This is a genomic window from Agriterribacter sp., from assembly GCF_035445465.1.
GTDB lineage: Bacteria > Bacteroidota > Bacteroidia > Chitinophagales > Chitinophagaceae > Agriterribacter.
Genome location: NZ_DAOMQT010000001.1, coordinates 1 through 25948, shown reverse-complemented (window position 1 = coordinate 25948; position 25948 = coordinate 1). Strand labels below are relative to the sequence as shown.

The window sequence follows — 25948 nt, the reverse complement described above, 5'->3', positions numbered from 1 at the left end:
ATGTATATACAGGCTACGGCAGGCATATCACCCCAGCTCTCATTTGAACGGTTACTATCGGAGCCGGCAGTATATACAGGCAACCGGCTCAGTTGTATAGAGCCCGATTATACACAGCTCATTGATCCTAAGATGATCAGGCGCATGAGCCGCATTATAAAAATGGGTGTTGCCGCCGCAATGGATTGTTTAAAAGCGTCTTCAACGGAAATGCCCGGCGCCGTTATTACCGGCACGGCCTACGGCTGCCTGGCCGATACGGAAACTTTTCTTACTAAAATGGTAGAGAACGGGGAAGAGCTGCTTACGCCTACCGCTTTCATACAATCAACCCACAATACCGTAGGGGCGCAAATTGCCTTGCTGCTTAAATGCCATAACTATAACAACACGTTTGTACACCGGGGATTTTCTTTTGAGAGCGCGCTGCTGGATGCGATCACTTTATTAAAGGAGCAGCAGGTAACAACCGCGCTGGCAGGCGGGATAGATGAGCTTACCGCCACAAGCTATGCTTTGCTCAGCCGCTTTGGCCTGTATAAAAAGCATATTGCTGATAATACGTCCTTATACAATGGAAAATCAAAAGGAACGATAGCGGGTGAAGGCGCTGCCTTTTTTTTACTGGCGGCGCAACCTTCCGGCAACGACTATGCGCAGTTAAACGGTGTAAGTACTTTCTATAAGCCGGGGAGCATCGCGGAAATTGAAAAAAATATTCATGGATTTTTATCTGCTCATGCTGTTCGTATGGAAGATATAGACCTGGTTATAACCGGTCATAACGGCCATATACAGGATGATGCGGTATATGAACAGCTTGCATCAACCGTATTCGAAGGCAAACCCGCCGCCCGCTTCAAGCATTTGTGCGGTGAATATCCTACCGCAACTGCTTTTGCATTGTGGCTGGCCGCTAATATGGTAAAAACAGGACTTGTACCTTCCTGCTTTTTCATTAATCCCGTTACCATTCGGCCCCGGCGCGTTTTAATATACAATCACTATCAAAATACCCATCACGCTTTATACCTGCTGTCTGCATGCTGAACTTTAATACCATCAATATTATTTTTATTACCCTGCTGATCGGGATGATCGGTTATCATTTCTTTTACAGCATTCCGGTGTATGCTTTTATTATATTGCTGCTGGTCTACTCCTCTTTTTTATTTTATGGCAGCTATAATGTAAGGTCTAATTTTTACCTGAAAACAATTTCTGCTGCCAGTACAACACGCAAAGCAATTGCCATCAGCTTTGATGATGGTCCCATGCCTTTATATACTCCGCAAATCCTGCAGGTTTTAAAAGCGCATGATGTGGAGGCCGCTTTTTTCTGCATTGGTAAACGTATACAGGAAAACGGTGCCTTGTTAAAGCAGGTATATGATGAAGGGCATGTTATCGGTAATCACAGCTATTCGCACGACCTGTGGTTTGACCTTTTTTCAGCACAAAAAATGAACAGGGATCTGCAGTTGATGAATGAAGCCATGCAACAGGTTACGGGTGTTAAACCCCGCTTTTTCCGGCCGCCTTACGGCGTTACCAACCCCAACCTTAAAAAAGCGATCGAAAAAAATAATTTTATTCCTATAGGATGGACGGTGCGTTCAATGGATACCGTGGCAAAAGACGTCCGGAAATTACTGGCAAAAGTTACCGGATCGTTAAAACCGGGAGCTATTATATTATTTCATGATACCAGCAAAGTTACGCTGGATATGCTTCCTGTGTTTATACAACAAGTAAGGCAAAAGGGCTATGAGATTGTGCGGTTAGACAAATTGCTTAATTTGGAGCCCTATGCGTGAAATCGTTTTAACTGTAATACTATGTACGGCCGTAATGGCTGTAAAGGCACAATACCCGGGGTATAAGCTGCTGGCAGACCCTTCAGCTTTTCAGACCCAGTTTGCCACCGCCTCGCAAAAAACAAATACCATTAAAAGCGACTTCATACAGGAAAAAAACCTGAGCCTGCTGGCAGAAAAAATTGTGTCGAAAGGAAAATTCTGGTTCAGGAAGGAAAATGCCATACGCATGGAGTATACACAGCCCTTTCAGTACCTGATGGTTATTAACGGGAGTAATGTATATATAAAGGACAGCCAGAAAGAAAATAAAATATCCACAAAATCCAACAAGCTTTTTCAGCAGATCAACAAAATAATAATAGACTGTGTAAATGGCAGGGCTTTACAGGGCAATGATTTTAAGGTACGGATATTTGAGGGCAGTACGGCTTACCTCGCGGAACTTTCACCCGTTGATAAAAACCTGAAAACTTTCTTCAGCCATGTTAATATGATCATTGAGAAAAAGGATTATGCCGTGTCGCGCATTGAAATGCATGAGCCTTCCGGCGATGATACCAGCCTTCAGTTTGTTAACCGCCAATTCAACACACCGCTTGCCGATGCGCTGTTTGCTATACGTTAGTTGCTGGCTGGTATGCGCCGCATGTTCTTCTGCCTATAAAAAATTGCAGCGTACAGAAGCCGGTACAGCTTGTGTTGCGGCTTTCAAACCTTCCTTTACCCGCGCCTTATACAATGCGCAGGTAAATGTAACCGGGAAGCACCTGAGCGGGTTGCTGCTGATCAAAACCATGCCCGACAGCAGCGTAAGAGTGGTTTTCTCCAGCGAAGCCGGGTTTACATTCTTTGATTTTGAATGGAATAAGCATGCGTTTAAAGTCCATTATATTTTCAGCCAGATGGATAAAAAGCCGGTGATCAGAACCCTGCGTAAAGATTTTGAGCTGGTGCTGATGCGGCACCTTGATGCTCCGGGAGCATATACGTTAAAAGAAGATGAAACGTATTACCGGGTGTTTCCGAACGGTAAGGATTTTTATTATTACATTACCGACAGTGCCTGCGCTAACCTGCTGCAGATGGAAAGAGGAAGCAGGAAAAAAAAGGTGGTGGAAGCCGTAATGCTGGCAGGCAATGATGGTATGCCTGATAGCATTGGCATTAAACATCACAATTTCAGTTTTGATATAGGTTTAAAACGTTTGTATGATATTGAAAGATGATTTTTATACTATTACGCAACTAACGGAAGAAGATTACACGATCCGGGCCATGCTGAAGCTGAACCCGGGGCACAGGATATTTGAAGGACATTTTCCCGGTCAGCCGGTAGTGCCGGGTGTGTGTATGATACAAATGATAAAAGAAATAGTAGAAACCGTTACCGGAAAAAGTTTGCTGTTAAAACAATCTGATCATATCAAATTTCTATCGGTCATCAATCCAATGGAAGAAAAGCCTGTTAATGCGTCTGTTCAGTATAACGATAAGAGAGAAGAGGGTATGCATATAGTAGCTTCCCTGCATTGCGAAGAAAGGATTTGCCTGAAATTCAAGGCTGTTTTTGTAGCTATATAATGAATGCCTGATCAATCAGCCCGAATGCCCAAGGTCTTTCCCCGGGTTCACCACATCTCTCACCAGTTGTTTTAATTCTTTGATTTCCGGGAACCGGCCGGCAGATTTTCTGTCGAAAACAACATGGTTATTGATGCTGATGCTATAACGGCCGGCAGTGTCCGAAGGCTGCAGCGTAACTCCTTTTATATCGCCGGTAAAGGTGGTGAGCAGCTCCTGCGCCATGTAAGCCGCCCGTAACAGCCAGCCACATTGCGGGCAATATTCAATTGTAATTATATCTTTCACGGAAAACGTTGTTGTACTGCAAAAATACAATAAGCAAAATCAGTTATACTAATTCTTTCTGCGTTTCGTACGCTTTGGCGGTTCAGCCATTATTTCATCCACGGTTTTCAGCTTCGCATCGTCGTCCGCTTTTTTTATATAAATGGTACGGTATAGTATTTGCGAAGGATTTTGCCGGGATTTAACAGTGATCTCTACTTTTTCAACAGCAGGTTCAAAAGGCAGCCACAGGCTGTTGCCATAAAATTTCCCGTAGGAGGAAGTGAAAATGAGCTGGGTGCTGTCCATAGGGCGGAAACTACCGTTCGAAAGCTTTCCAATGATATTAATATAATTGTAGGTTCCTTTTTTCAGGCTGTCGGTATACAAGTTAAAATAGATACTGTCTACCTTTTGAGCAAAGCCAGTGCTGCAGAAAGCCACTAAAAGGGGTATAAGTAGTATTTTCTTCAAGCCGGGTGTTGTTTTATGTATTGTTATGACGGGTATACCGGTACAAAAGTACAGTTACAGAAAAAACTACGCCAAATCTTTACTTTTATATAACAAATAGAGCGGCACCCCGCTTAAAATTGGTACAACCGGTATTTGTGTGCTATACTACCCTGTAATAGCGTTGAGCATTTTGTGCCAATGCCGAACTAAAAATCTATTGCCTGTTATCCTGACGAAGGAAGGGTCGGCTGGCGTTTTATATTGCCAGTAATTAATTTATCTTAGCACACTATGCCCTCACCTATATTATGGCAACCTTCAGAACAATTTAAGGTCAATTCCAATCTTGCAGAATATATGCAATGGTTAAAAGATAATTTGAGCCTTGAATGTAAAGATTATGATACTTTATGGAAATGGTCTGTTGAACATCCGGTTGATTTCTGGCAGAGCATTTCAGATTACTTTAAGCTCATCCATCACGCTCCATGCAGGAACGTAATGAGCGAAGATCACATGCCGCATACAAAATGGTTTGAAGGAGGTACATTGAATTATGCGGAGCACATTTTTCGCAATGCAACAGCCGAACGTCCTGCGCTGTTATTTCAATCCGAGCGGCACCCGCTTACATCCGTGAGTTGGGAAGAGCTGAAACACAAGGTAGCTGCATTGCAAAGCTTTTTTATACAGCAGGGTATACAGCCTGGTGACAGGATTGCGGCCTATTTACCCAATATTCCCGAGGCTACCATCTCGTTACTGGCCGCTATGAGTGTTGGTGCGGTATGGAGCAGTTGTTCGCCCGATTTTGGAGCAGGAAGCGTAATGGAACGTTTTCAGCAAATTGAACCCAGAATATTGATTGCGGTGGATGGATATATGTATAATGGAAAAATATTCAACCGGAGGGAAGAAGTGAAAGCCATCAGGGAGGCGCTTCCCTCGGTTGAAAAATTAATACGGATCCCTTATGCGGCTAATGACACTGATATGCAGGACGTGCCGGATACCGTGTTATGGGATGAAGTGATGCAAACCTCCTATACAGGTTTGCGGTTTACCGCTGTTCCTTTTGATCATCCTGTATGGATATTATATTCTTCCGGCACAACTGGTATTCCCAAAGCCATCACGCATAGTCATGGCGGTGTATTGCTTGAACATTTTAAATACCTGGCTTTTCATAATGATGTGCAGCCCGGTGAAGTTTTTTTCTGGTTTACCACCACCGGCTGGATGATGTGGAACTACCTGCACGCGGCCCTGCTTACGGGTGCTACCATTGTATTGTACGATGGCAGCCCCGGCTACCCTGATATCAGCGTACTGTGGCGGATGGCTGCTAACGCAGGGGTGCATCATTTTGGTACCAGCGCGCCTTTTATCATGGCCTGTAAAAAAGCGGGTATACTTCCGGGTGAGTACGGCGATCTTTCTGCATTGCGTTCTGTAAGCGCTACCGGGTCGCCGCTGCCGCAGGAAGGGTTTGATTATGTGTATGAAAAAATAAAGAAAGACCTGTGGCTGTGCAGCATGAGCGGCGGCACGGATGTGTGCACCGCGTTTGTAGGCGGGTGCCCCCTGTTGCCGGTATACGAAGGAGAAATTCAATGCAGGGCTTTGGGTTGCGATCTGTATGCGCTGGATGAAGAGGGTAATCGTTTATGGAATGAGGTGGGAGAAATGGTAATTACCAAACCCATGCCCTCCATGCCGGTATTTTTCTGGAATGATCAACAGTTTGAAAAATATCTTTCCAGTTATTTCGAAACCTATCCCGGGATATGGCGGCATGGCGACTGGGTGAAAATAACGCCGCAGAACGGGGTGGTTATTCTCGGCCGGTCAGACGCTACGCTTAACAGGCAGGGCGTACGTATTGGTACGGCGGAAATATACCGGGCGGTAGATACGATCCCGGAAATTAAAGACAGCCTGATCGTTAATATTGAACTGCCCGGTGGCGGCGATTATATGCCCTTATTTGTGGTGATGAAAGAAAACCACAGCTTAACCGCGGAAATAAAAGATACCATCAAAAGAACATTACGCAGCACTTATTCCCCACGTCATGTGCCCGATGAGATAATCGCGGTAAATGATATTCCGTATACCATCAGCGGTAAAAAAATGGAAATGCCCGTTAAGAAGATACTAATGGGCAGGCCATTGGAGAAATCAGTAAACACCGGTTCAGTAAAAAACCCGGAGTCGCTGGAATTCTTCAAAACATTTGTGGTGAAGAAATAGGGGGGAGGGTGTAGGTTTCAGGTTGCAGGTTGCAGGGTATAGGTTGCAGGTTGCAGAGTGCCGTTCATAAAAGGTCCGTTTTTGCGAGGCGTCAAACACATGCCGGATGTTAGGAGAACTATACACGCCGTGGCCTGCCTACCGGCAGGTAGACAATCCCATTGAAGCGAAGCGGAGTAGTAAGCCATCTACAAAGAAATATAAATCGGACTCTGCCATTGTGAGATTACCTACTGCCGGTAGGCAGGCTTCAACTCTTAAAAATTATTACGCATTATTCAGATCAGTTCAGGGTCACGTAATGATGTTTATGAAAGATTTATTATCTGCAGGTGGGAAAGCAGAATAGCATTGGTGTTGCACAAGCGAGCGTGGCAACTGTAGCTTAATAGCAACAATGCAGCTAAGTACATAAAATACCCTGCCACGAAGGAGATCAGGCAAAACATATTCACTATATGCCAGGCACCTCAAATTTCAAATCTTTCAATCTTCCTTTTCTTCTTCCGTATCGGGCTTTCTTACATGCCGGTTTCTTAACCTCACCGCCGGGTTGGTCATGGGGCTGAGGCCGGGGCGTTCATCACCCAGTAAAATACCCCAGTGCCGGAAGTCGGTAGTATGATCAAAAATAATTTTAAGTATGGCAATCATAGGCAGCGATAAGAACATGCCCGAAACGCCGGCAAGCGTGCCGCCGATAATAACGCCTATGATGCTTACCAGGGCGTTGATCTTTACTTTAGAGCCTACAATGCGTGGCATGAGGATATTATTGTCTAAGAATTGTACAACAGTAATTACGATTAGCACGGCAAAAATATGCCATAGTTCACTGGAGGAAGTAAGCGTAAGCAATACCCCGATGACATTGCCAATGAGGGCGCCCACATAAGGAATAAGATTAAGTATGGCAAAGATGATAGCGATAAGCATGGCATGCTTGATTCCTATGATCATTAAAATGCCTCCCAGTAAAACGGTCATATAGGTTACCTGTATCACTAAGCCCATCAGGTAACTTTTAACCATTACTTCCGTTTCGCGCAGCGCCGATTCTACCTGCGGGTGATCGTCCCTGTTAAACCACAAAAAAATAAAACGCAGTAAAAGATTTTTGTAAAAGAGGATGAGAAAAATATAAATAGGGAGCAGCCCCATAAATACAAATACGCCGGTAATGGATACTGCCGCTCCGCTCAGGTAAGAGCCCGCGTTATTGAGCAACTTGCCACCCTGTTCCTGCAGCACTTTAATTTGCTGGTCGGCAGAAAGATTCAGGTTCCTGTTGATCCAGTTGCTCAGTGTAGTCCAGTGTAGGTTAAGGTTTTTCTCTAATTGGGGAAAATCTTTTACAAGAGAAGCGATCTGCAGGGAAAAAAATGCCAGTATGGCTATGATGATAAGGGCGGCTGTTAAAATAACCAGTACGATAGCAATGAGCTCAGGGATTTTTATTTTTCGCAAAAAACGGAACAGCGGCAATAGCATAAGGCTGATGAAAAAAGCCATCAGCAGGGGCATAATGATGGAATTGGCCACAGAAAAAAGGGCTATGAGTAAACATAACCCCAAAAGCTCTATAGAACGTGTTACAGTTAAAGGCAATTGTTTCATACGTCAGGTATTGTTAACAAGTTAAGTATAAAAAATATGCCAGTTCAATAAAAAACCGCAACGGTTGGTTAGCATAGTGAAAATATAATTAAGTAGCAGGCAAATTACTTATTTTTAAATAAAGAACGCAGTTATGAAAAAGGTATTCCCATTCCTTATTTTCTTTTTTACAGTTGCTGCACTTACCGCTCAAACCGGTGCGCCGGGCCGCCTTCTGGCAGGTGCGGCCGAGGCGGTAATCAATCCGCCCAATGAAAGCTTTCTCGCCGGTTATGATCAGAACCGCAGGAGCACAGGCGTGCACGACAATCTTTTTGTAAAAGCGGTAGTAGTGGCCAACAGGCTCAACGCACTGGCACTTGTTACTATAGATTGTATAGGTTTGCCCTATCCTGTTGTGCAGCAAATAAGAGATGCGGTGGAATTAAAACTCCCGCCTGATGTATTCAATGCAGAACAAATCATTGTTTCTTCTACGCACACCCATTCCGGTCCGGATGTAATTGGCATATGGGGAATGGATGTGGCGCATACCGGAACAGACAGCGGGTATATCCGCTTTTTAGTTAAGACTACCGCGGAGGTGATCGAAAAAGCATGGAAGCGGCGGCAGGCGGCTGTGGCAAAATATGCCGATACCGTATTCGGGGAAGGATGGGTAGAGAATGTTTCAGACAGCACCGAAGTTGATCGTTCGGTTAGCATTATGCAGTTTACCACTTCCGGTGGAAAGAATATTGCCACACTTACTAATTTTGCCTGCCATCCTACTTTTTTGGGAAGAGAAAATACATTGGTGAGCGCCGACTTTCCTTCCGGGTTTTATAAACAAATGAAGAAAAATGCGGGTGGCATCAACTTATACGTACAGGGTGCGATAGGAGGATGGGTGCAGCCTGAAAAAGTGGCGCGTACCTTTGAAGAAGCGGAAAAGAAAGGAGCCGCGCTTGCTACTGCAGTTACCGGGGCATTAAAGCAAGCGAAGAAATTAGAGGGAACCGCTATATCCTTTGCTTCACGCCGTTTTGAGATACCGGTTAACAATAACGGGTTTAAGCAAATGACCGCCGCGGGAATAATTAAGAGAGATATCAGCGACGGCACTCCTACCGAAATTGCCTGGTTTACTATCGGCAACGCGGTATTTGCCACGCATCCGGGTGAAACCTCTCCTTTATATGCTTTCGCCACCAAGCAATTAATGACCAATAACGGGCCAAAATTCATTATAGGCTTAGGGCAGGATGAGCTGGGCTATATTCTGAAACCCGATTTTTTTGAACCAGGCACCAGGCTGCATGCCGCTCCTTACCTTACCGGTATGTCGCCGGGCGAAGCAGCCGGAGCCGCCATGATGCAGGTACTCACGGAGCTGGCGGAGCGGGATGGGGAGCAATGACAGGTGAAATCAAATCCGAAGCCGAAAATTCTAAATCCGAAGAGAATACAAAGCACCAGGAACAAATCACAAAAAACAAACCTGCCTGCGGCAGGCAAGCTTGTCCGCCGGGACGGATAAAATTCAAGTATAAAATTCGAAGCTAAATACAATCTCAACGCTCAAATCAAACAGCTATACTGCGGACTACTGAAAAATGAGAAAGCAGCAGCGAAATGAAGCTGAAATCACAGCAGCACTAAGGCTTCATCAGGGCTCCTTCCCGAAATCGGGCTGTATATTGATTTCGGGCGGCTTTTTTGGTTACTTTTTTTCCGCAAAAAAAGTAACAAACAGTTAAAGTCAAAATACAGATGGCTTGTTACCGCCAATGAAACACCATGTCATTTTCAAAGTGCTTAAGGGAGCTTATGGTTTACTCACCATGACAGACAAAATCAAATCCGAAACTTCAAATCCGAAATTCGAAGAGAATACAAAGCACCAAAAGACAAATCACAAGAACCAAATAAATCTCAAATATTAAATCCGAAGTGGATACAACTATAAACTGTAAACTAAAAAGAATAGAAGCCAGAAAAGGCCCGTCTTTGCGAGGCGTCAAAAATATGCCGGATAATTAGAAGAACTATGCACGCCGAAGCCTGCCTGCCGGCAGGTAGACAATCTGCCTGAAGCGCAGCGGAGCAGTAAGCCAATTTAAAGAAATATGAATTCGTCTCCGGCCTTGGAGATTGCTTCGACCCTTTAAAATATAGTAGACATCATTCAGATCCGTTTAGGGTCTCGCAATGACGTTCAAATCCGAAGCCAATGCAACCATAAACCACCAGCCATAAACGATAAATCCAACATTGAAACGGATTTCCCCCTGAAACTTGCAATCTGTAACCTGTGTAATACTCACCACTCACCATTCTGGTATTCATCCTGTCGTTAGTAGCTACTCACCCGATAGCTCTGATACCTGACGGCTGACAGCTACGCCTACTGATTCACCAGCTTCATAGCGCCATCGCTATACCGGTTGCCTACATTAGGATAGCGGGCAATTACATCATTGATCTTTTTCAAATCATTAGCTGATAAATGAATATCTACCGCGCCTGCATTCTCTTCTAAGTATTTTCTTTTTTTAGTACCGGGTATGGGTATAATATGATCACCCTGCGCCAATACCCATGCCAGGGCAAGGTGTGCCGGCGTTGCATTTTTGTCTTTAGCCAGCGTTGCAAATGCGTTTACCAATTGCACATTGTTTTGCAGATGTTCTTCATTGAGACGGGGTAATGTGCGGCGGAAATCATCTGCCGCCAGTTGCGTGGGATCGTTTACCGTGGCAGTAATAATTCCGCGTGCCAGCGGCGAATAAGGGATCAATGAAATACCCAGTTCACGTACCGTATCCATTATTTCACCTTCTATGTCCCTGCTCAGTAATGAATATTCGCTCTGTAATGCAGCGATAGGGTGAACGGCATGTGCTTTCCGGATAGATTGGGCGGAAGCCTCGCTCAACCCGAGGTAGCGCACCTTCCCTTCTTTCACCAGGCCGGACATGGCGCCAACGGTTTCTTCTATAGGAATATTTTTATCTATGCGGTGAGCATAGTACAGATCAATGGTTTCAATTTTTAAGCGTTGCAGGCTTTTTTCAACAGCCGTTTTTATATAAGCCGGCGATCCGTCAACATAGGTGCCTGGCAGGCCGCTATGCCCCGGTGTACTGTCTTTAAAGCGAAAACCAAATTTAGTGGCAATAAAAACCTTATCGCGGTTAGTGGTCAATACCTGCGATATCAGCTCTTCATTTTTTCCGTTGCCATACATATCGGCTGTATCCCAGAAATTGATACCCAGGTCTAAAGCCTTATGCAGCGTAGCGATGCTTTCCGTGTCATCTGTTGGTCCGTAGGCGTAGCTCATACCCATGCAGCCTAAGCCAATAGCGGATAATTGTTCATGGGTGTTGCCCAATCTTCTGTATTGCATAATATATTTTTATATCATTACCATTGTATTAACGCTACGATCTGTTCAAGGTATTGCCGGTCGGTAGTATCGAACTGGTTATAAGCATTACTGTCGACGTCCAGTACGCCCACTACTATATTGTTTCTGATAACAGGCACAACAATTTCCGATTTCGACAGGCTGCTGCAGGCAATATGTCCCGGAAATTGCCCAACATCGGGAATGATGATCGTTTGTGCCTTTTCCCAGGCGGCGCCACACACGCCCCTTCCCTTACGGATACGGGTACACGCTACCGGTCCCTGGAAAGGGCCTACTACCAGCTCAGTATCCTTAACGATGTAAAACCCTACCCAAAACCAGCCAAACTGTTCTTTCAGGGCAGCGGCTATATTCGCGAGGTTGGCCACCAGGTCGCGCTCGCCCTCTATCAGTGCTTTTACCTGTGGAATAAGCGCCTGGTATTGCTCCGCTTTGGAACCCGTTGCAATGATCAGATCTTCTGCCATACTGTAAAGGTAGCAAGTTACTGGGTGCAGGGAAAGCATACTGTTTTCTGCCTTCCTCTTTTCACGTTTGACACAGCAATATATTTCAGGTTACGAGGCGTATATACCCACATGTGATCTGACCCTCCTTCTGTCGGGTACCGACCACATTTTCAAATTTTCAAATTGCCGTATTTTCAAATTTCTACAACGGTCTAATCCATATATTCCTGAAAGCCACGGGGTTGCCGTGGTCCTGTAAGCTGATTGGTTCTTTAGCACTATGCTTTTCGTAATTGGGTGTGCCCACATATTGCGTACTGCCCCAGATGGTAGTATTGTTTTGCACAATAACGCCATTATGAAATACGGTAATTTTTGCGGGTGTTCTAACGGTACCATCTTCCTGGAAAGTGGGAGCGGTAAACAGTATATCATAGGTTTGCCATTCGCCCGGTCCGCGGGAAGCATTTACCAAAGGAGGTGTTTGTTTATAAATGCTGGCAGCCTGCCCGTTAGCATAAGTGCGGTTGTTGTAATTATCCAAAACCTGCAGTTCGTATCTGCCCATCAAAAAAATACCACTGTTACCGCGTCCCTGGCTTTCTCCTTTTACTACAGCAGGGGTACGCCATTCAATATGCAACTGGCAATCGCCAAAACCATCTTTTGTTTCTATACCGCCGGTACCACCAACTACCACCAGAGCGCCATCTTCGATTTTCCATTTTACGGCTCCACCGTCTTTTTGCGATTTCCATTTGGAAGCGTCTTTGCCGTCAAACAATACAATAGCGTCTGAAGGCGCATCAGCGGCGGTTTTGCCGGGAGTGATGACACGTACTGCGGGATCCCAGTATTCGGTTAATTTAGGGTCGCCTTCCCGGGGTGCTTTTTGTGCAAAACCTGCGGAAACAGCGAAGCATAAACAAGCGCTCATTACAATTTTAGATAAACGAATGATCATAGTTAAAATTTGTTGCGTGTATAAAAGAGGGTACAATTTATAAAATAATTTGTTTAGATGCCGGTTTTAACAAACGCGCAACGAATTAAAAGTTTGAAGATTTCTAATTTATAGTTTATGGTTATACAAAAAGTTACCGCAAAAACAAAGGGCAGGAAGTAGCAGATTCCTGACTGTAATGTCATACCCCCTTTATCCTCTGCTCCTTCGCGCGTATTGCGTGAAACATAGAACCACGGAGGCAGGGTGGCACAGAGGGACGTATAGTCTGTACTTATGATTTCATACTTAAAACAGCACTTAACCTTCCTTTGCTCCTTTGCGTGAAACCCGTAAAAGAACCGACATAAATTTTGCCAGGTAAAACCTGTGCCTTATTTTTGCGCGGTTAAAACGAAACAATAATGATTCATCGCACACATCACCACCATCATTTCTTGCCCAAAGGGTAGGCCGGTGCTGTATGTGCAGATTTCAATACAACATGTTAGAGGCTTACCGTTCGGTAGGTCTTTTTTATTTTAAACCCATCAGACAATGCTTAAACTGGCTATACAAAAATCGGGACGGCTGCATGAAGATTCGATGAAGCTGCTCAAAGAATGCGGCATCGCCATTTCCAACGGTGCCAACAAGCTCAAAACAGAAGCTACCAATTTTCCGCTGCAGGTATTTTTTTTGAGGGATGATGATATTCCCCAATATGTGGAAGACGGGGTAGCCGATATTGGCATTGTGGGTGAGAATGTAGTATATGAAAAGAACAAGTTGGTAAAAACCGTTGAACAGTTGGGATTCGGCGGTTGCAGGCTGAGCATTGCCGTGGTAAGAGGCGAACAGTATAATAACATACAATCGCTCGAAGGCCGGCGCATTGCTACCAGCTATCCGCACCTGACCCGGCAGTTCCTGAAAAAGAATAAGGTGAATGCTGAAATACATGAGATCAGCGGATCCGTGGAAATTGCTCCCGGCATCGGTTTGTCCGACGCCATCTGCGACTTAGTGAGCAGCGGGTCTACCCTGCTTACCAACGGACTGAAAGAAGTGGAAACCATACTGCAATCGCAGGCAGTGCTTATCCGGCATAATAATTTCGATGCGGTTCAGCAGCAGGTACTTGATAAGTTACTGTTTCGTATACACGCCGTAAGAAAAGCGAAGAACAATAAATATATTTTATTGAACGCTCCCAACAATAAGTTAGATGAGATCATTGGTTTGCTGCCTGGCATGAAAAGCCCTACGGTATTGCCTTTGGCAGATAAGGGATGGAGCTCAGTGCACAGTGTATTGAGCGAAGATGAATTTTGGGATAAAATAGAAAGGTTAAAAGCCGCAGGCGCACAGGGTATACTGGTGGTGCCCATTGAGAAAATGGTGATGTAGGTGCAAATCCAAAAGGGAAAATCCGAAATCCGAGGTAGAAGACCCAATAATCAAAAAACAAGAACCAAATAAATTCGAAATCCGAAAACAAATGCAACCATCAACGATAAACCACAAACAATAAACTATATTAATTTCAAACCGTTCCATGAACATTATCATCCATCCCCCGCGTAACGAATGGCCAGCATTGCTGCAACGGCCGGCGCTGGATCATTCCACGCTGGAAGCTGCTGTGCTGGAGGTGCTGAACAATGTGAAACAAAACGGGGATAAAGCGCTGGTTGAGCTCACCCAACGTTTTGACGGGGTGTTACTGAAAGAGATTAAAGTATCCAACGCAGAAATAGCAGCGGCAGGGCAGGAATTAACCACCGAACTGAAGTCCGCTATTTTGCAGGCAAAAGAGCATATAGAAAAATTTCATGCCGCACAGGTACAACCGGTTGAAAAAATAGAAACCATGCCGGGCGTGCAGTGCTGGCGCAAAAACACGGGAATTGAAAAAGTGGGATTGTATATTCCGGGCGGCTCGGCGCCGTTGTTTTCCACGGTGCTGATGCTGGGTATACCGGCGGTGCTGGCGGGTTGCAGGGAAATTGTTTTATGTACCCCGCCGGGTAAAGACGGTACTGTTCATCCTGCTGTATTATATGCGGCCGGGGTGGCGGGCATTACGCAAATATATAAAGCCGGCGGCGCACAGGCCATTGCGGCTATGGCTTACGGTACGGAAACCATTCCTGCTGTATATAAGATTTTTGGCCCGGGCAACCAGTATGTAACCTGCGCCAAGCAGTTGGTACAACGCTATGGCGTTGCCATTGATATGCCCGCCGGTCCGAGCGAAGTATGCGTGCTGGCCGATGAAACCGCCAATGCAGCATATGTTGCCGCTGACCTGCTGTCGCAGGCGGAGCATGGCCCCGATAGCCAGGTATTGCTGGTGAGCACTTCCGTGCAGGTTGCGGAGCAGGTGATCAGGGAGGTGAATGAACAATTAAATGAACTGCCGCGTAAAAACATTGCCATAAAGGCATTAGAGAACAGTAGGGCAATTATAATTGAAAATATACATGAGAGTATGGCATTCATTAATGCCTATGCACCCGAACACCTTATCATCAGTTGTGCCAACGATGAGGCTGTTGCGGAACAGGTAGTGAATGCAGGTTCCGTGTTCCTGGGTAATTATTCGCCGGAAAGCGTGGGCGACTACGCCAGCGGAACCAATCATACCCTGCCTACTAACGGGTACGCCAAAGCGTACAGTGGCGTAAGCGTGGATAGTTTTGTAAAAAAGATCACTTATCAAAAGTTAACACAGGAAGGATTGAAAAATCTTGCTTCCACTGTAATTTGTATGGCTGAAGCAGAGGGCCTGCAGGCGCATGCCAATGCGGTGAGGAAGAGGATGTGAGAATTGGGAGCGGAAAACCCCATGAGGTTTGTGGGAGGGGAATTACAGCGAGGGAAAGCCTCATAGGTTTAAAGGAGGGAAAGATAAATGTGGAAGTGCGGGTGATTTGAAAATGAGAGATTAAGGATAAACTGCAAATGCAAAACTATAAATTCCAATGTGAGTGGTGAGTCGTCAGTAGTGAGTGGGTTTCCTAACTACAAACCACAAACAATAAACTACAAATTGAATTACGGCTATGAATTTTAACGTAAACGACCTGGTAAGGGAAAATGTAAAGCAGTTGGTTCCCTATTCTTCCGCGCGCGACGAATTTAGCGGCGAGGCGAAAATCTTTTTAGATGCCAATGAAAACAGTCTGGGATCACCAACAACGAAATGGTATAACCGTTACCCCGACCCACATCAACTGAAAATAAAAGAAAAGCTTTCAGCTATAAAAGGTGTGCCGGCAAAAAATATTTTTTTGGGCAATGGCAGCGATGAATGCATTGACATTTTGTTCCGCGCTTTTTGCAATCCGGGGAAAGACAATGTGATTATTTGCCCACCTACTTACGGTATGTACGAAGTGAGCGCTCATATCAATGATGTGGAATTGCGTAAAGTGCCCCTGCTTGAAAATTTCCAGTTAGACCTGGTGCATATGGAAACCCGGGTAGATGATTTTACAAAGCTGATCTGGCTGTGTTCACCGAATAATCCCACGGCTAATTCGCTGCACAGGGAGGATGTGGAAACCGTGCTGAATAATTTCCCTGGCATCGTGGTTATTGATGAGGCCTATATCAACTTTTCGCGCCACCGGTCTTTTGTGCAGGAACTCGCGGAATATCCCAACCTGGTGGTATTGCACACTTTATCCAAGGCCTGGGGGCTCGCGGGATTACGTTTGGGTATGGCTTTTGCGGGAGAAGCTATCATAGCTGTATGCAATAAAATAAAGCCGCCTTATAATATCGGGCAGGCAACGCAGGACCTGGTGCTGAAGGCACTTGACCAGGTGGAAGATGTGAATGAAATGATACGGATACTGGTGAAAGAGCGTGATAGGATGGCAGCGCAACTGTTATCCGTTGGTGTGGTAGAACAGGTGTACCCGTCTGACGCGAATTTTTTACTGGTAAAAGTTAGGGATGCAAAGGCGGTATACCGCGCATTGCTGGATAAGGGTATTGTAGTACGCGACCGCAGTAATGTGCAGTTATGTGAGGGCTGTTTGCGGATAACAGTAGGCAGTCCTGCTGAAAACGAAGCCCTGCTAAACAGTTTAAAAAGTTTCAGTGCGGCATTGTAATTTTAGGCTTTTAAAAATGATATGCGAAGAAGACTGATTCCTGTAAATGTGGTGATAGCAGCACTTTTATTTATTTTGCTGAGCCTCGACCTGGATCAAACCAAGCCGCCGCCCGCCGTAATGGAAAAGGGAAAAGCCATATACGGGAAAGAATGCCTGGGCTGCCACCAGCCGGACGGACTGGGTGTGCAGGGTATGAACCCGCCGCTGGCACAAACAGAGTGGGTACTGGGCCCAAAGAACCGGCTGATAAATATTGTAGTGAACGGCTTAACGGATCCTATAGAAATTGATGATGATCTTTTTCATAATCCCATGCCGCCTCACCTGCATTTAACCGACCAGGAGGTGGCCGATGTGCTCACCTACGTGCGGAATAGCTTTGGCAATAAAGCCAGTGCGGTTACCGCAAGGGAAGTAAAGAAAGTGAGAGCGGAGAAGAAGATATGATAGACTAAATTAAGATCACTATTTATAACACCTTTACACCTTAAACTAAACTCCTGAAATAAGCATTATGGCAAAACGGATTTTATTTATTGACAGAGATGGTACATTGATTTACGAAGACCCACCAACCTACCAGTTAGATTCGTACGACAAGCTTACTTTTTACCCGCACATGTTTGAATACATGACCAAAATTGCCAGGGAACTGGATTATGAGCTGGTGATGGTGAGTAACCAGGACGGGCTGGGCACAGACAAATTTCCGGAAGATACTTTTTGGCCTTTGCATAACCTGGTGATGAAGAGCCTGGAAGGCGAAGACATTTTTTTCAGCGCGGTGCATATAGATAAAACCTACCCGCATGAGAATGCGCCCACCCGTAAACCTGCCATTGGCATGCTTACGCAGTATTTGAATAACCCGGCGTATGATATTCCCGGTTCGTTTGTTATCGGTGATCGCATAACCGATATTCAACTGGCTAAGAACCTGGGCTGCCGCGGCATATGGCTGAATAACGATGCCGCGCTGGGTGCTGAAGAAATTTCGGATAAAGTAGCTGCACTGCAGGATACCATTGCCCTGGAAACAACCGAATGGAGCAGGATATATGAATTTTTGAAGCTGGGGTTGCGTTCGGTTACCCTTGAACGTAATACCAATGAAACAAAGATCAGCGTGGCATTGAATATTGACGGATCGGGGAAAGCGGATATTACAACAGGCATTGGTTTCTTTGATCACATGCTGGAGCAGATCGCCCGTCATGGTAAAATGGATTTATTTGTTCAAACCAAAGGCGACCTGCATATTGATGAACATCATACCATTGAAGATACCGGCATTGCGCTGGGAGAAGCTTTTGCCAAAGCGCTGGCAGATAAAAGAGGTATGGAGCGCTATGGTTTTGCCCTGCCGATGGATGAAGCCGATGCCAAAGTGCTGATTGATTTTGGCGGGCGGAACTGGCTGGTATGGAATGCGGAATTTAAGCGCGAGAAGATAGGAGAGATGCCTACGGAAATGTTCTATCATTTCTTTAAATCGTTTTCAGATGCCGCCAAATGTAACCTCAATATTGAATGCCGGGGCGATAACGAGCACCATAAAATAGAAGCGATATTCAAAGCGTTCGCGAAAGCTATCCGCATGGCGGTTAAGCGCGACCCGCTGAGCAACTATTTGCCGAGCACGAAGGGGGTATTATAATGCTCTTTGTGCAGATATCGCCCGGAGGCGATAGTACAGTTCTGCGAGGCGAAGACGCCTCGCAGAACTGTACTGTATTGATTAAAATGTTTGTCGTGTTATACTTGTGCCGGCACTTTATTAAAAATTAACCTTTTAGGATGTTAGGTAAAATTGCAACAGCGTTTTGCTTTGTGGTTGTATATCTATAATATTTTAAATGCCCTGGGTCCCTTAAGGGTTAGGGATTGCGCGGTGTCTGCATTGTAAAGTACAATATCATCAACCGATATAATGCTCCCGCTTTCCAGGTTCGATATGGTTTATATAACCTCCTTTGGAAAATATTACCTATTAAGCGCCCCGGTAAAAAGCTGCGCTTACTTAAAACGTTCACAAAATTTAATGAATGAGTTGTATGCGGTATTCCAACCGGCACTTTAGCCTAAAGCCACATCCAATACCATCATGGTGGCGAACCCGAGCATGGCCCCAATGGTAGACAGATCGGTTTCATCCCCACTTTGAGATTCCGGGATCAGTTGTTCTACTACCACAAATATCATGGCGCCGGCAGCAAATGAAAGCGCGTAAGGAAGCAAAGGGGTAACCGTAAAAACGAGGTAGGCTCCAACAACCCCGGCAATGGGCTCCACAATGCCGGAGAGCTGCCCGTAAAAAAAAGCCCTTCGTCTCGAAAAGCCCTCCCTGCGCAGGGGTATGGAAACGGCCGCGCCTTCAGGAAAATTTTGTAATCCAATGCCTATGGCAAGTGAAACAGCGCCGGCAAGCAGGCCGATATCGGGGTTGTGGGCTAAAGCGCCAAATGCCACGCCCACCGCCAGCCCTTCCGGGATATTATGCAGGGTAATAGAAAGAATGAGCAGCACACTTCTTTTCCAGGCAGTTCTTATTCCTTCGGCTTTAGCCATAGGCCGGCCAATATGCAAGTGGGGTAATACTTTATCTGCCATTAATAAAAAAGCGCCGCCTGCTAAAAAACCAACCACTGCGGGCACCCAGGGAATGCTGCCGTTTTTTTCCGCCATTTCAATGGCCGGCTTCAGCAGCGACCAAAAGCTCGCGGCTATCATTACACCCGCCGCGAAGCCCAGCATGGCATTCAGGATATTTTTGTTGATTTTCTTAAAAAAGAAAACCATAGACGCGCCTAAGGCGGTAACAAAATAAGTAAATAAGGTAGCAAAAAGCGCCAGTAACACCGGATTGTAATCAAGTAGCCAGTCTAATTTCATAATTCAAATCGTGCTGTTATGGTATTGCTTTGTGTCGGGTTAAAATATTACCACTACTATAATGTGTATTCAATTTCCAACGCATAAATATACATACAAAGCTGTTATAAAGCATTAACCCTCTGGTAAGAGACTGCGCGGGGCTTGTTGTTTATTACTTATTCCGTGGGACGCAATGGTCTCGTGTGACAAAAAAAATGTGAAAGTCGCCTGTGTCACCGTGTCCCCCGATACGGGAGGCTGTTACTACCGCTGCTACACTGCTTCATTCACGATCGCCAGCGCCATGCCATCATGGTATTTGCTGCCCACCGTTTGAATGATGGTGGCGGTAACCCCGCTGGTGGCGGCCATTCGTTTTATAAAGCGTTGTACGCCGGTTACGTTGGTATCTGTGCTGTTTTCTTCTAATATTTTACCTTCCCGCACTACATTATCGGCAATGATCAGCGTGCCGGGGCGCGACAGTTGCAAAGCCAGTTCAAAATATTCCGCATACGGTTCTTTATCGGCGTCAATAAAAATAAGGTCGAAAGGGCCGGCGCCTTCTTTTTTCATTTTGGGCAGTTCCTCAAGCGCATTGCCAACCCGTATGTTAACTTTATTGCCTAAGCCCGCATTTGAAATGTTGGCAAGGGCCACATCCGCATGATGCTGATCCAGCTCAAGCGAAATCAATTGCCCGCCTTCCTGCAACGCTCTGCCCAGCCAGATGGTGCTATAGCCGCCCAGTGTGCCGATCTCTAATATTTTTTTAGCATTACTGAGCCTCGCCAGGATATGCAAAAATTTTCCCTGGTTTTCAGAAATGCTGATTAAAGGAAGATCGCCGTCAATAATGGCCTGTTTGGTTTGCTGCAATGCGGCATCTTCCTTAACAAACAGGTTATTGATGAACTGGTCTACGGCGCCAAAAATATTTGTATCCATATTGATTACTTTCTTTTTTTCCTGTATTGTTTTTCCAGGTCAATGATCTCCACCTTCCTGAATTCAACCGGGTGACTTTCGCTTTGCAGTGAAATAAAACCGCTTTTCAGCAGTTGCCCGTCTTTCTTCATCATAGGATCATAATTGTTCACCGCACCTCCCCCTATCTGTGGCTTTTGATATACCAGCACGGTATCGCCGTTCACAATTTGCTGTATTACCGAATCACCCAGCACCAGCACTTCAGCTCTTACCCATTCTTCATTGCGAAATGTTTTTGAATTGGAATTGATACAATGTGGTGTAAATAATTTTCCATCCATTTCTACATTGGTACCGGGTGTGCACAGGTTGCAGGTTGTTCTTTCGCCGGTGGAGTCGCCGCCAAGCAACTGGTCTTCTATGGAAATAGGGAAGTCCTGGTCTTTAAGCATCGTGGAGGGCGGCTGGCAATGCAGCATGATACCGCTGTTCTTATACGCCCACCCCGGGCCGCCGTCAACCTGTTTGCCTACGAAACGGTATTCTACTGCAAGTAAATAATACGAATACGGCTTTTTATAAAAGATATGGCCAAACTGGTCGTTAAAGGAAGTATACTGATCGTAAGACACTACTAATTTTCCATCCTCCACGCGAAACGTGTTGCCGAAATTATCGTTCAGTTCATGCCCGCTGATCTTAACGGTCCAGCCCTTCAGGTTCCTGCCGTTAAAAAGCTGTTTCCATTTTCTTTTGTCCTGCGCAAAAGCGGTAACGGTGATCAGCGTAAAGATGAGTATCAGTAGTTTCTTCATTGGTGCAAGATAGTAAAAAGAGTGTGTTGGCAGAACAGGCAAATCTATCTGTGATCATCTGTGTAAATCCGTGCCATCCCCGACTTGGCCGAACGGGCAGGTATGAGAGTCTTTATCTTGGCATTTTAACTTATCCGGATGAATGAGTTCAAAGAAAACACATAGGCACAGCAGGCACATAGCCACACAATAAAAAACCCTGTGTGTACCCTATGATCCTTCTATGTGTTCCACCGGGTGTTTCTGTTCACATATTCACATCAGGCTTTTTTCAGGAACAGTTTATTTGCCGGAACAAGTTGTTTGGCGATGCCGGGTCCCTTGTAAAACACATCCAGCCAGTAACCGCCCGCTGCGTTAAAAAACTCCACTTTTATTTTATGGCGTCCTGCGTCTAATGTAATATTGCCGGCTTCTTCCGTTACGCCATGATCGCCATCATTGTTTACCACTTCTTTATTATTAATGAACAGTTTGCTGCCGTCATCCGATTGCGTAGAAAAACGGTATTTGCCGGGCGTATCAATTTGTATATAGCCATCGTATACCAGGCCAAAGGTTCGGTTACCTTTTTCAAGTAATGGCGTAATTGTTTTTTCGTCAACGGAAAATTCATAGCTGTTCCATTTTTTTGAAGGCGTAAGCTTTCCAAAGGAAGGCAGTTGTTTCCATCCCATGCCCTTGAAATAAGAAACATTCAGTCCGTTATCCATACCTGATCTCAGTATTCTGAAATAGGCCGCGGTTACTAAGCTTTCATTGCCTTTATTATCGAAGGCTTTTGCCTGCACCACCGTAGTGCTGTCAACAGCAAAGGGTTCTTTATATACAGGTGAGCTGCTGTCAGGAATATCGCCGTTTAAAGTATAGTGAATAACACTGTTGTCTGTCATGGCGTTCATCTTCACCGTGGCGGGTTCGTTAATGTATAGTCCGCCGGCCTGCTGGTATAAATTTCTTTTAGGGAATATTACGGGAGACGCGATCACTTCTTTTCCTTCCCATAAATTAGCCGGCTCGGCAAAACCTTCAAAGGCGGGCTTAATGGGGCGGCCGATCCATGCATAAGGTGGTGTAAGGTTAAAGGCGAATGCAATGGTGGCGGCAAGGTCATAAGTGTATACCTGCTGCTGAATTTTATAGCCTTTCTTTATGTCTTTACCGTGCAGTATCATGGCAATTTCCCCTTCTTCGGGCGTGGGTCCGCCATGCCCTTTGCCTATACCGCCATGGTCGGCAGTAATGATCACCAATGTGCTTCCTTCCATACTGGCTTCTTTAATGCCTTTCAATACTTCGCCTATCAATGAATCCGCTTTTGCCACTGCGGTATAGTATTGTGGTGTGCCATGTCCGTCGTGATGTCCTGCATGGTCAACATGATCTAAATGCACGAATCCGAAAGTGGGTTTTTTTGTTTTGATATAGCTGATGAAATCGGCTGCTGTGGAGTCTTCCGTTGAAAATTTTTTATCGTAGTTCACCGCCTGCTTTTCAAATAGTCTGCCGAAGCCGCTCCAGTGGTAAACCGCTCCAATTTCCGCATCCGGCTTTTGCTCCCGGATGATCCCGAAGATAGAAGGAAATATGCCTTCCTTTCCCGCTACTATGGGAGGAAGCGTATGATCATCTCTTTCCCAATCGTTATTAATTATGCCATGTTGTTCGGGACCCGCTCCCATGATCATAGAAGCCCAGTTCTGGCTGCTGGCAGTAGTTAATACGGTACGTACGTTCCATTTTACGGCGCCGCCGGCAATCATGCTGTCCATTACCGGCGTTGTAGCGTTGCGTATGCCGTCAGGGCTCATTCCATCCACTCCAATTACAATAACATGTTCTATACCTGCCGGGTAGCTTTCTGATCTTTGCGTTTGGCAGGCAACTAAAAAATAAATAATAAATGCGTAAAGAAGGGTTTCCTTTCTCATAAAGTGATTTTAAAAATGAAGTAGTGCGGAGTTTATACAGGCTATGCAAAAATACGTATGCAATATATCCAAAATGTTAACAAAGGCTAATCAAAAGGTTAAGTAATATTAAAGATAGGAAAAGAATTTAAAATAGGCGATATCATTTTTCTTGGTCAGATGGAGAAATATTTCCCGGAATTTCCTGCTGAAGCCGATATGTGTTGAGGATGGTAACTGGAGGAATAAACCGTTGTTTATCTTCAGGCTGCCGGTAAATTTTCATTACTGTTTCCATGCCTTCCACCACCTCGCCGAAAGCTGCGTAACCCAGTCCGTCTGTATTGTTTTTACCCCCGTAATCAAAGCCTGGTTCATCTTCCACACAAATAAAGAATTCCGATGTGGCAGTTCCCGGTTCGTTTCTTGCCATTGAAATCGTTCCCTTTTTATGGAGTATGCCCGTTTGTTGGGTAGACTCGTGCGGAACAGGGTTGAATTTACTTTTCAATTCCGGATTGGATTGCCATACACCTCCCTGTATGAGGTACGAATGCAGCGATCCGGTTACCTGGTTGTCTTTGCGCAGCACCCGGTAAAATGAACTATTATTAAAATAGCCGGAATCCATATTCCGGAGAAATGCCGATACGGTAGCCGGTGCTTTTTTCGGGTAAAGTTCCACTGTTATGTTTCCAAACTTTGTTTCAATTACCACTACGGGGTTATCGTATTCCTTTTGAGCAGTGCAGCCGGCAATTCCTCCGCATAGTATTATTGCAGTTATCCAGTAACCGGCAAAGCATATTTCTCTCCAACGGAAATACCTGTTTTTCATGGAAACAAATGTATCGTCTTTTACCAATACTATTGCTGCTGCATTTTGGCCGGATCACCAATAATATTGAACCAATCAGGGGGAGAAAAACTTTGTGGAAGCCGGCTATTGAATCACAGGTGAAACGTTCCTTGCGACGCTCCGTTCATCTGCATCGCACGGGCAGTATTGTAAATTCCGGAGTTTCAATATGCAGACAGGCCTACGGCCTTATCATTGAATTATTTTTGCATGTGGCACATCAAAATATTAATTAGCCGCTTGCCGACAGCCTCCTTCGAATTTTTTTTTGTGGTTTATGGTTGTATTCCGCTTCGAATTTGAATATTGTCCTTTGAGATTTATTTGGCTTTTGTTATTTGCTATTTGTTTCTTTGTATTCCTCCGGATTTAGTGCTTTATGCTTCGTGCTTTCCACTCCTACAATCTAAAAAATATCTTCTTCTTATATAAAAAATAGCAGAGTCCCCATTCCAATGCGAAAATGGTGAGGCAGGTAATCAGCTCCATTAGCAACTGAGGGAAGTGCGCCATGCCCATCAATCCATTGGTAACGGCGGCAACATAATCGTTAAACCACCTGCTGCCTACGATTTCAAAGAACAGATAAATGAAAATCGAATTCATGCCCACCACTGTAAAAAATAAAAGATGCTTACGGTGGTTGCGGATATCAATCCACCAGAAACATGCGGCCAATGCCAGCAGGCACCAGCCTAATGAAGCCAGTGTAAAGGATGTGGTGGCAATGCGTTTAATGATAGGCGTTATATGCAGCCAGTCTAAACCAAAACCTACTACCAGGCAAATCGCCGCCCAGATCAGTAGCTGCTTTGCTTTGTGGCCGCTTTCGCTTAGCAGCAGTTTTCCCGCCAGTGCTCCGGCAATGGTATGCACGGCTGTAGGAATACAATTAATGGCTACCCAGCCGCCACGGTTAATTTTATTCATTAACAGCAGGTCAACATAATTACCGAAGTTGTGCTGATCCGTAAAAGGCTGATCGAACCCCGGCACGTTGGTAAAGCGGTATAATGCTTCTGTGAGTAATAATATGCCCGCACAAATAATGATTTGTGTTTTAACGCTGAGCCTGAAGATCAGGAAAGCCACCAGCATGGTAAAAGAAAGCTGGGTTAATACATTCCAGAGCTCAAAAGCCAGCCCGTCTTTTTTTACGGCATAATCTAATACGCCCCAAAAAAACAGCCAGCCGCTTCTTCTCAATGCTTTGCGAAAAGATTGCATCCAGGGAACGCCGTTCTGCTGTTGTTTATGCAGGGAATAGGCCATAGCCGTTCCGGCAATAAACATAAAGCCCGGCTGTATCAGGTCCCAGAACCGGAGCCCGTTCCACTTATGGTGATCGAACTGTATGGTAATGGCATGCCACCAGCTTCCCTCTGCGGCGTTATTCAGCACATGGTATAATCCTGAAGCTTCCAGGGCTAGTAATACCATAATTAAGCCACGAAGGAAATCGAGCGAAAGCAGTCTTTTTTGTAACATTTGAAGTGATCCGTTAGGGATGAATGAAAATAATTCTGAAAAACTAAGTCAAAATTTTTTTTTTAACAAAAAAGCATAGACATTTGTGCCTCAATCATGAAAAATAATACAAATAAATACTGGTGGTGGCATACAAACTCT

25 protein-coding genes are annotated in these 25948 nt (G+C 45.1%); 13 read left to right on the top strand and 12 right to left on the bottom strand.

The window, feature by feature from the left end:
- Genes PLE34_RS00125 through PLE34_RS00105 form a run of 5 tightly spaced genes read left to right on the top strand, consistent with a single transcriptional unit; the run spans position 1 to position 3401 of the window.
- Positions 1 to 1050 carry a beta-ketoacyl synthase N-terminal-like domain-containing protein gene (locus PLE34_RS00125; protein ID WP_324552751.1) on the top strand — a complete coding sequence of 350 codons (1050 nt, stop codon included), beginning with the start codon at positions 1 to 3 and terminating at the stop codon, positions 1048 to 1050.
- Positions 1044 to 1817, top strand: a complete 774-nt coding sequence (locus tag PLE34_RS00120; RefSeq protein ID WP_324552748.1) for a polysaccharide deacetylase family protein — start codon at positions 1044 to 1046, stop codon at positions 1815 to 1817. Before PLE34_RS00125 ends, PLE34_RS00120 begins: the two co-directional genes overlap by 7 nt.
- A complete protein-coding gene (gene lolA2 / locus PLE34_RS00115) occupies positions 1810 to 2445 on the top strand; it encodes a flexirubin biosynthesis/transport protein LolA2 (protein ID WP_324552746.1) in 636 nt (211 codons plus the stop codon). Before PLE34_RS00120 ends, lolA2 begins: the two co-directional genes overlap by 8 nt.
- 43 nt (positions 2446 to 2488) lie before the next feature.
- Positions 2489 to 3046, top strand: a complete 558-nt coding sequence (gene lolB2, locus PLE34_RS00110) for a flexirubin biosynthesis protein LolB2 (protein WP_324552743.1) — start codon at positions 2489 to 2491, stop codon at positions 3044 to 3046.
- A complete protein-coding gene (locus PLE34_RS00105) occupies positions 3030 to 3401 on the top strand; it encodes an ApeI family dehydratase (protein WP_324552740.1) in 372 nt (123 codons plus the stop codon). The genes lolB2 and PLE34_RS00105 overlap by 17 nt, the downstream gene beginning before the upstream one ends.
- A gap of 15 nt (positions 3402 to 3416) precedes the next feature.
- On the opposite strand, the gene PLE34_RS00100 is transcribed toward PLE34_RS00105, so the two are convergent.
- Complete coding sequence (locus tag PLE34_RS00100) at positions 3417 to 3689, bottom strand: Rdx family protein (RefSeq protein WP_324552737.1); 273 nt, start codon at positions 3687 to 3689, stop codon at positions 3417 to 3419.
- A gap of 48 nt (positions 3690 to 3737) precedes the next feature.
- Positions 3738 to 4142: a hypothetical protein gene (locus PLE34_RS00095; RefSeq protein WP_324552734.1), complete on the bottom strand. Its 405-nt coding sequence runs from the start codon at positions 4140 to 4142 to the stop codon at positions 3738 to 3740.
- Positions 4143 to 4415: 273 nt separating this feature from the next.
- Between PLE34_RS00095 and PLE34_RS00090 the strand changes: the two genes are divergently transcribed.
- Together PLE34_RS00090 and PLE34_RS00085 are read left to right on the top strand one after the other, a co-directional pair.
- Positions 4416 to 6377, top strand: coding sequence for an acetoacetate--CoA ligase (locus PLE34_RS00090; RefSeq protein ID WP_324552731.1), 1962 nt, complete (start codon positions 4416 to 4418; stop codon positions 6375 to 6377).
- A gap of 106 nt (positions 6378 to 6483) precedes the next feature.
- A complete protein-coding gene (locus PLE34_RS00085; protein ID WP_324552728.1) occupies positions 6484 to 6726 on the top strand; it encodes a hypothetical protein in 243 nt (80 codons plus the stop codon).
- A gap of 137 nt (positions 6727 to 6863) precedes the next feature.
- Here PLE34_RS00085 and PLE34_RS00080 read toward each other — a convergent pair whose 3' ends face one another.
- Positions 6864 to 7994, bottom strand: coding sequence for an AI-2E family transporter (locus PLE34_RS00080; RefSeq protein ID WP_324552725.1), 1131 nt, complete (start codon positions 7992 to 7994; stop codon positions 6864 to 6866).
- A 133-nt stretch (positions 7995 to 8127) separates the two neighbouring features.
- Here PLE34_RS00080 and PLE34_RS00075 point away from each other — a divergent pair, with 133 nt between their 5' ends.
- Entirely contained in the window at positions 8128 to 9393 is a 1266-nt protein-coding gene (locus tag PLE34_RS00075; RefSeq protein WP_324552722.1) for a neutral/alkaline non-lysosomal ceramidase N-terminal domain-containing protein, read from the top strand.
- Between the two features lie 987 nt (positions 9394 to 10380).
- On the opposite strand, the gene PLE34_RS00070 is transcribed toward PLE34_RS00075, so the two are convergent.
- The 3 genes from PLE34_RS00070 to PLE34_RS00060 form a co-directional block, all read right to left on the bottom strand.
- Complete coding sequence (locus tag PLE34_RS00070; RefSeq protein ID WP_324552719.1) at positions 10381 to 11385, bottom strand: aldo/keto reductase; 1005 nt, start codon at positions 11383 to 11385, stop codon at positions 10381 to 10383.
- Positions 11386 to 11402: 17 nt separating this feature from the next.
- Positions 11403 to 11876, bottom strand: a complete 474-nt coding sequence (gene msrC / locus PLE34_RS00065; RefSeq protein WP_324552716.1) for a free L-methionine (R)-S-oxide reductase MsrC — start codon at positions 11874 to 11876, stop codon at positions 11403 to 11405.
- A 184-nt stretch (positions 11877 to 12060) separates the two neighbouring features.
- Positions 12061 to 12822 carry a 3-keto-disaccharide hydrolase gene (locus PLE34_RS00060; RefSeq protein WP_324552713.1) on the bottom strand — a complete coding sequence of 254 codons (762 nt, stop codon included), beginning with the start codon at positions 12820 to 12822 and terminating at the stop codon, positions 12061 to 12063.
- Between the two features lie 537 nt (positions 12823 to 13359).
- Here PLE34_RS00060 and hisG point away from each other — a divergent pair.
- The 5 genes from hisG to hisB all read left to right on the top strand — a co-directional run bounded on the left by hisG (position 13360) and on the right by hisB (position 18588).
- Complete coding sequence (hisG, locus tag PLE34_RS00055) at positions 13360 to 14211, top strand: ATP phosphoribosyltransferase (RefSeq protein ID WP_324552711.1); 852 nt, start codon at positions 13360 to 13362, stop codon at positions 14209 to 14211.
- Between the two features lie 148 nt (positions 14212 to 14359).
- Complete coding sequence (gene hisD / locus PLE34_RS00050) at positions 14360 to 15631, top strand: histidinol dehydrogenase (protein ID WP_324552708.1); 1272 nt, start codon at positions 14360 to 14362, stop codon at positions 15629 to 15631.
- Positions 15632 to 15869: 238 nt separating this feature from the next.
- Positions 15870 to 16928 (top strand): histidinol-phosphate transaminase, encoded by a 1059-nt coding sequence (hisC, locus tag PLE34_RS00045; RefSeq protein ID WP_324552705.1) that lies wholly within the window; start codon positions 15870 to 15872, stop codon positions 16926 to 16928.
- A gap of 21 nt (positions 16929 to 16949) precedes the next feature.
- Positions 16950 to 17378, top strand: a complete 429-nt coding sequence (locus PLE34_RS00040) for a c-type cytochrome (RefSeq protein WP_324552702.1) — start codon at positions 16950 to 16952, stop codon at positions 17376 to 17378.
- Positions 17379 to 17445: 67 nt separating this feature from the next.
- Positions 17446 to 18588 (top strand): bifunctional histidinol-phosphatase/imidazoleglycerol-phosphate dehydratase HisB, encoded by a 1143-nt coding sequence (gene hisB / locus PLE34_RS00035; protein WP_324552699.1) that lies wholly within the window; start codon positions 17446 to 17448, stop codon positions 18586 to 18588.
- Positions 18589 to 19007: 419 nt separating this feature from the next.
- Here hisB and PLE34_RS00030 read toward each other — a convergent pair whose 3' ends face one another.
- The 6 genes from PLE34_RS00030 to PLE34_RS00005 form a co-directional block, all read right to left on the bottom strand.
- Positions 19008 to 19823, bottom strand: coding sequence for a ZIP family metal transporter (locus tag PLE34_RS00030; protein ID WP_324552696.1), 816 nt, complete (start codon positions 19821 to 19823; stop codon positions 19008 to 19010).
- 255 nt (positions 19824 to 20078) lie between these two features.
- The gene (locus PLE34_RS00025) at positions 20079 to 20753 is read right to left on the bottom strand and encodes an O-methyltransferase (protein ID WP_324552692.1); all 675 of its coding nucleotides are present in this window, start codon (positions 20751 to 20753) and stop codon (positions 20079 to 20081) included.
- Between the two features lie 5 nt (positions 20754 to 20758).
- Positions 20759 to 21550, bottom strand: a complete 792-nt coding sequence (locus PLE34_RS00020) for a 3-keto-disaccharide hydrolase (protein ID WP_324552689.1) — start codon at positions 21548 to 21550, stop codon at positions 20759 to 20761.
- A 260-nt stretch (positions 21551 to 21810) separates the two neighbouring features.
- Complete coding sequence (locus PLE34_RS00015; protein WP_324552686.1) at positions 21811 to 23481, bottom strand: alkaline phosphatase family protein; 1671 nt, start codon at positions 23479 to 23481, stop codon at positions 21811 to 21813.
- 142 nt (positions 23482 to 23623) lie between these two features.
- Entirely contained in the window at positions 23624 to 24298 is a 675-nt protein-coding gene (locus PLE34_RS00010) for a peptidylprolyl isomerase (protein ID WP_324552683.1), read from the bottom strand.
- A gap of 420 nt (positions 24299 to 24718) precedes the next feature.
- On the bottom strand, positions 24719 to 25807 hold the full coding sequence (locus PLE34_RS00005) for an acyltransferase family protein (RefSeq protein ID WP_324552680.1): 1089 nt from the start codon (positions 25805 to 25807) through the stop codon (positions 24719 to 24721).
- Positions 25808 to 25948 lie beyond the last annotated feature (141 nt).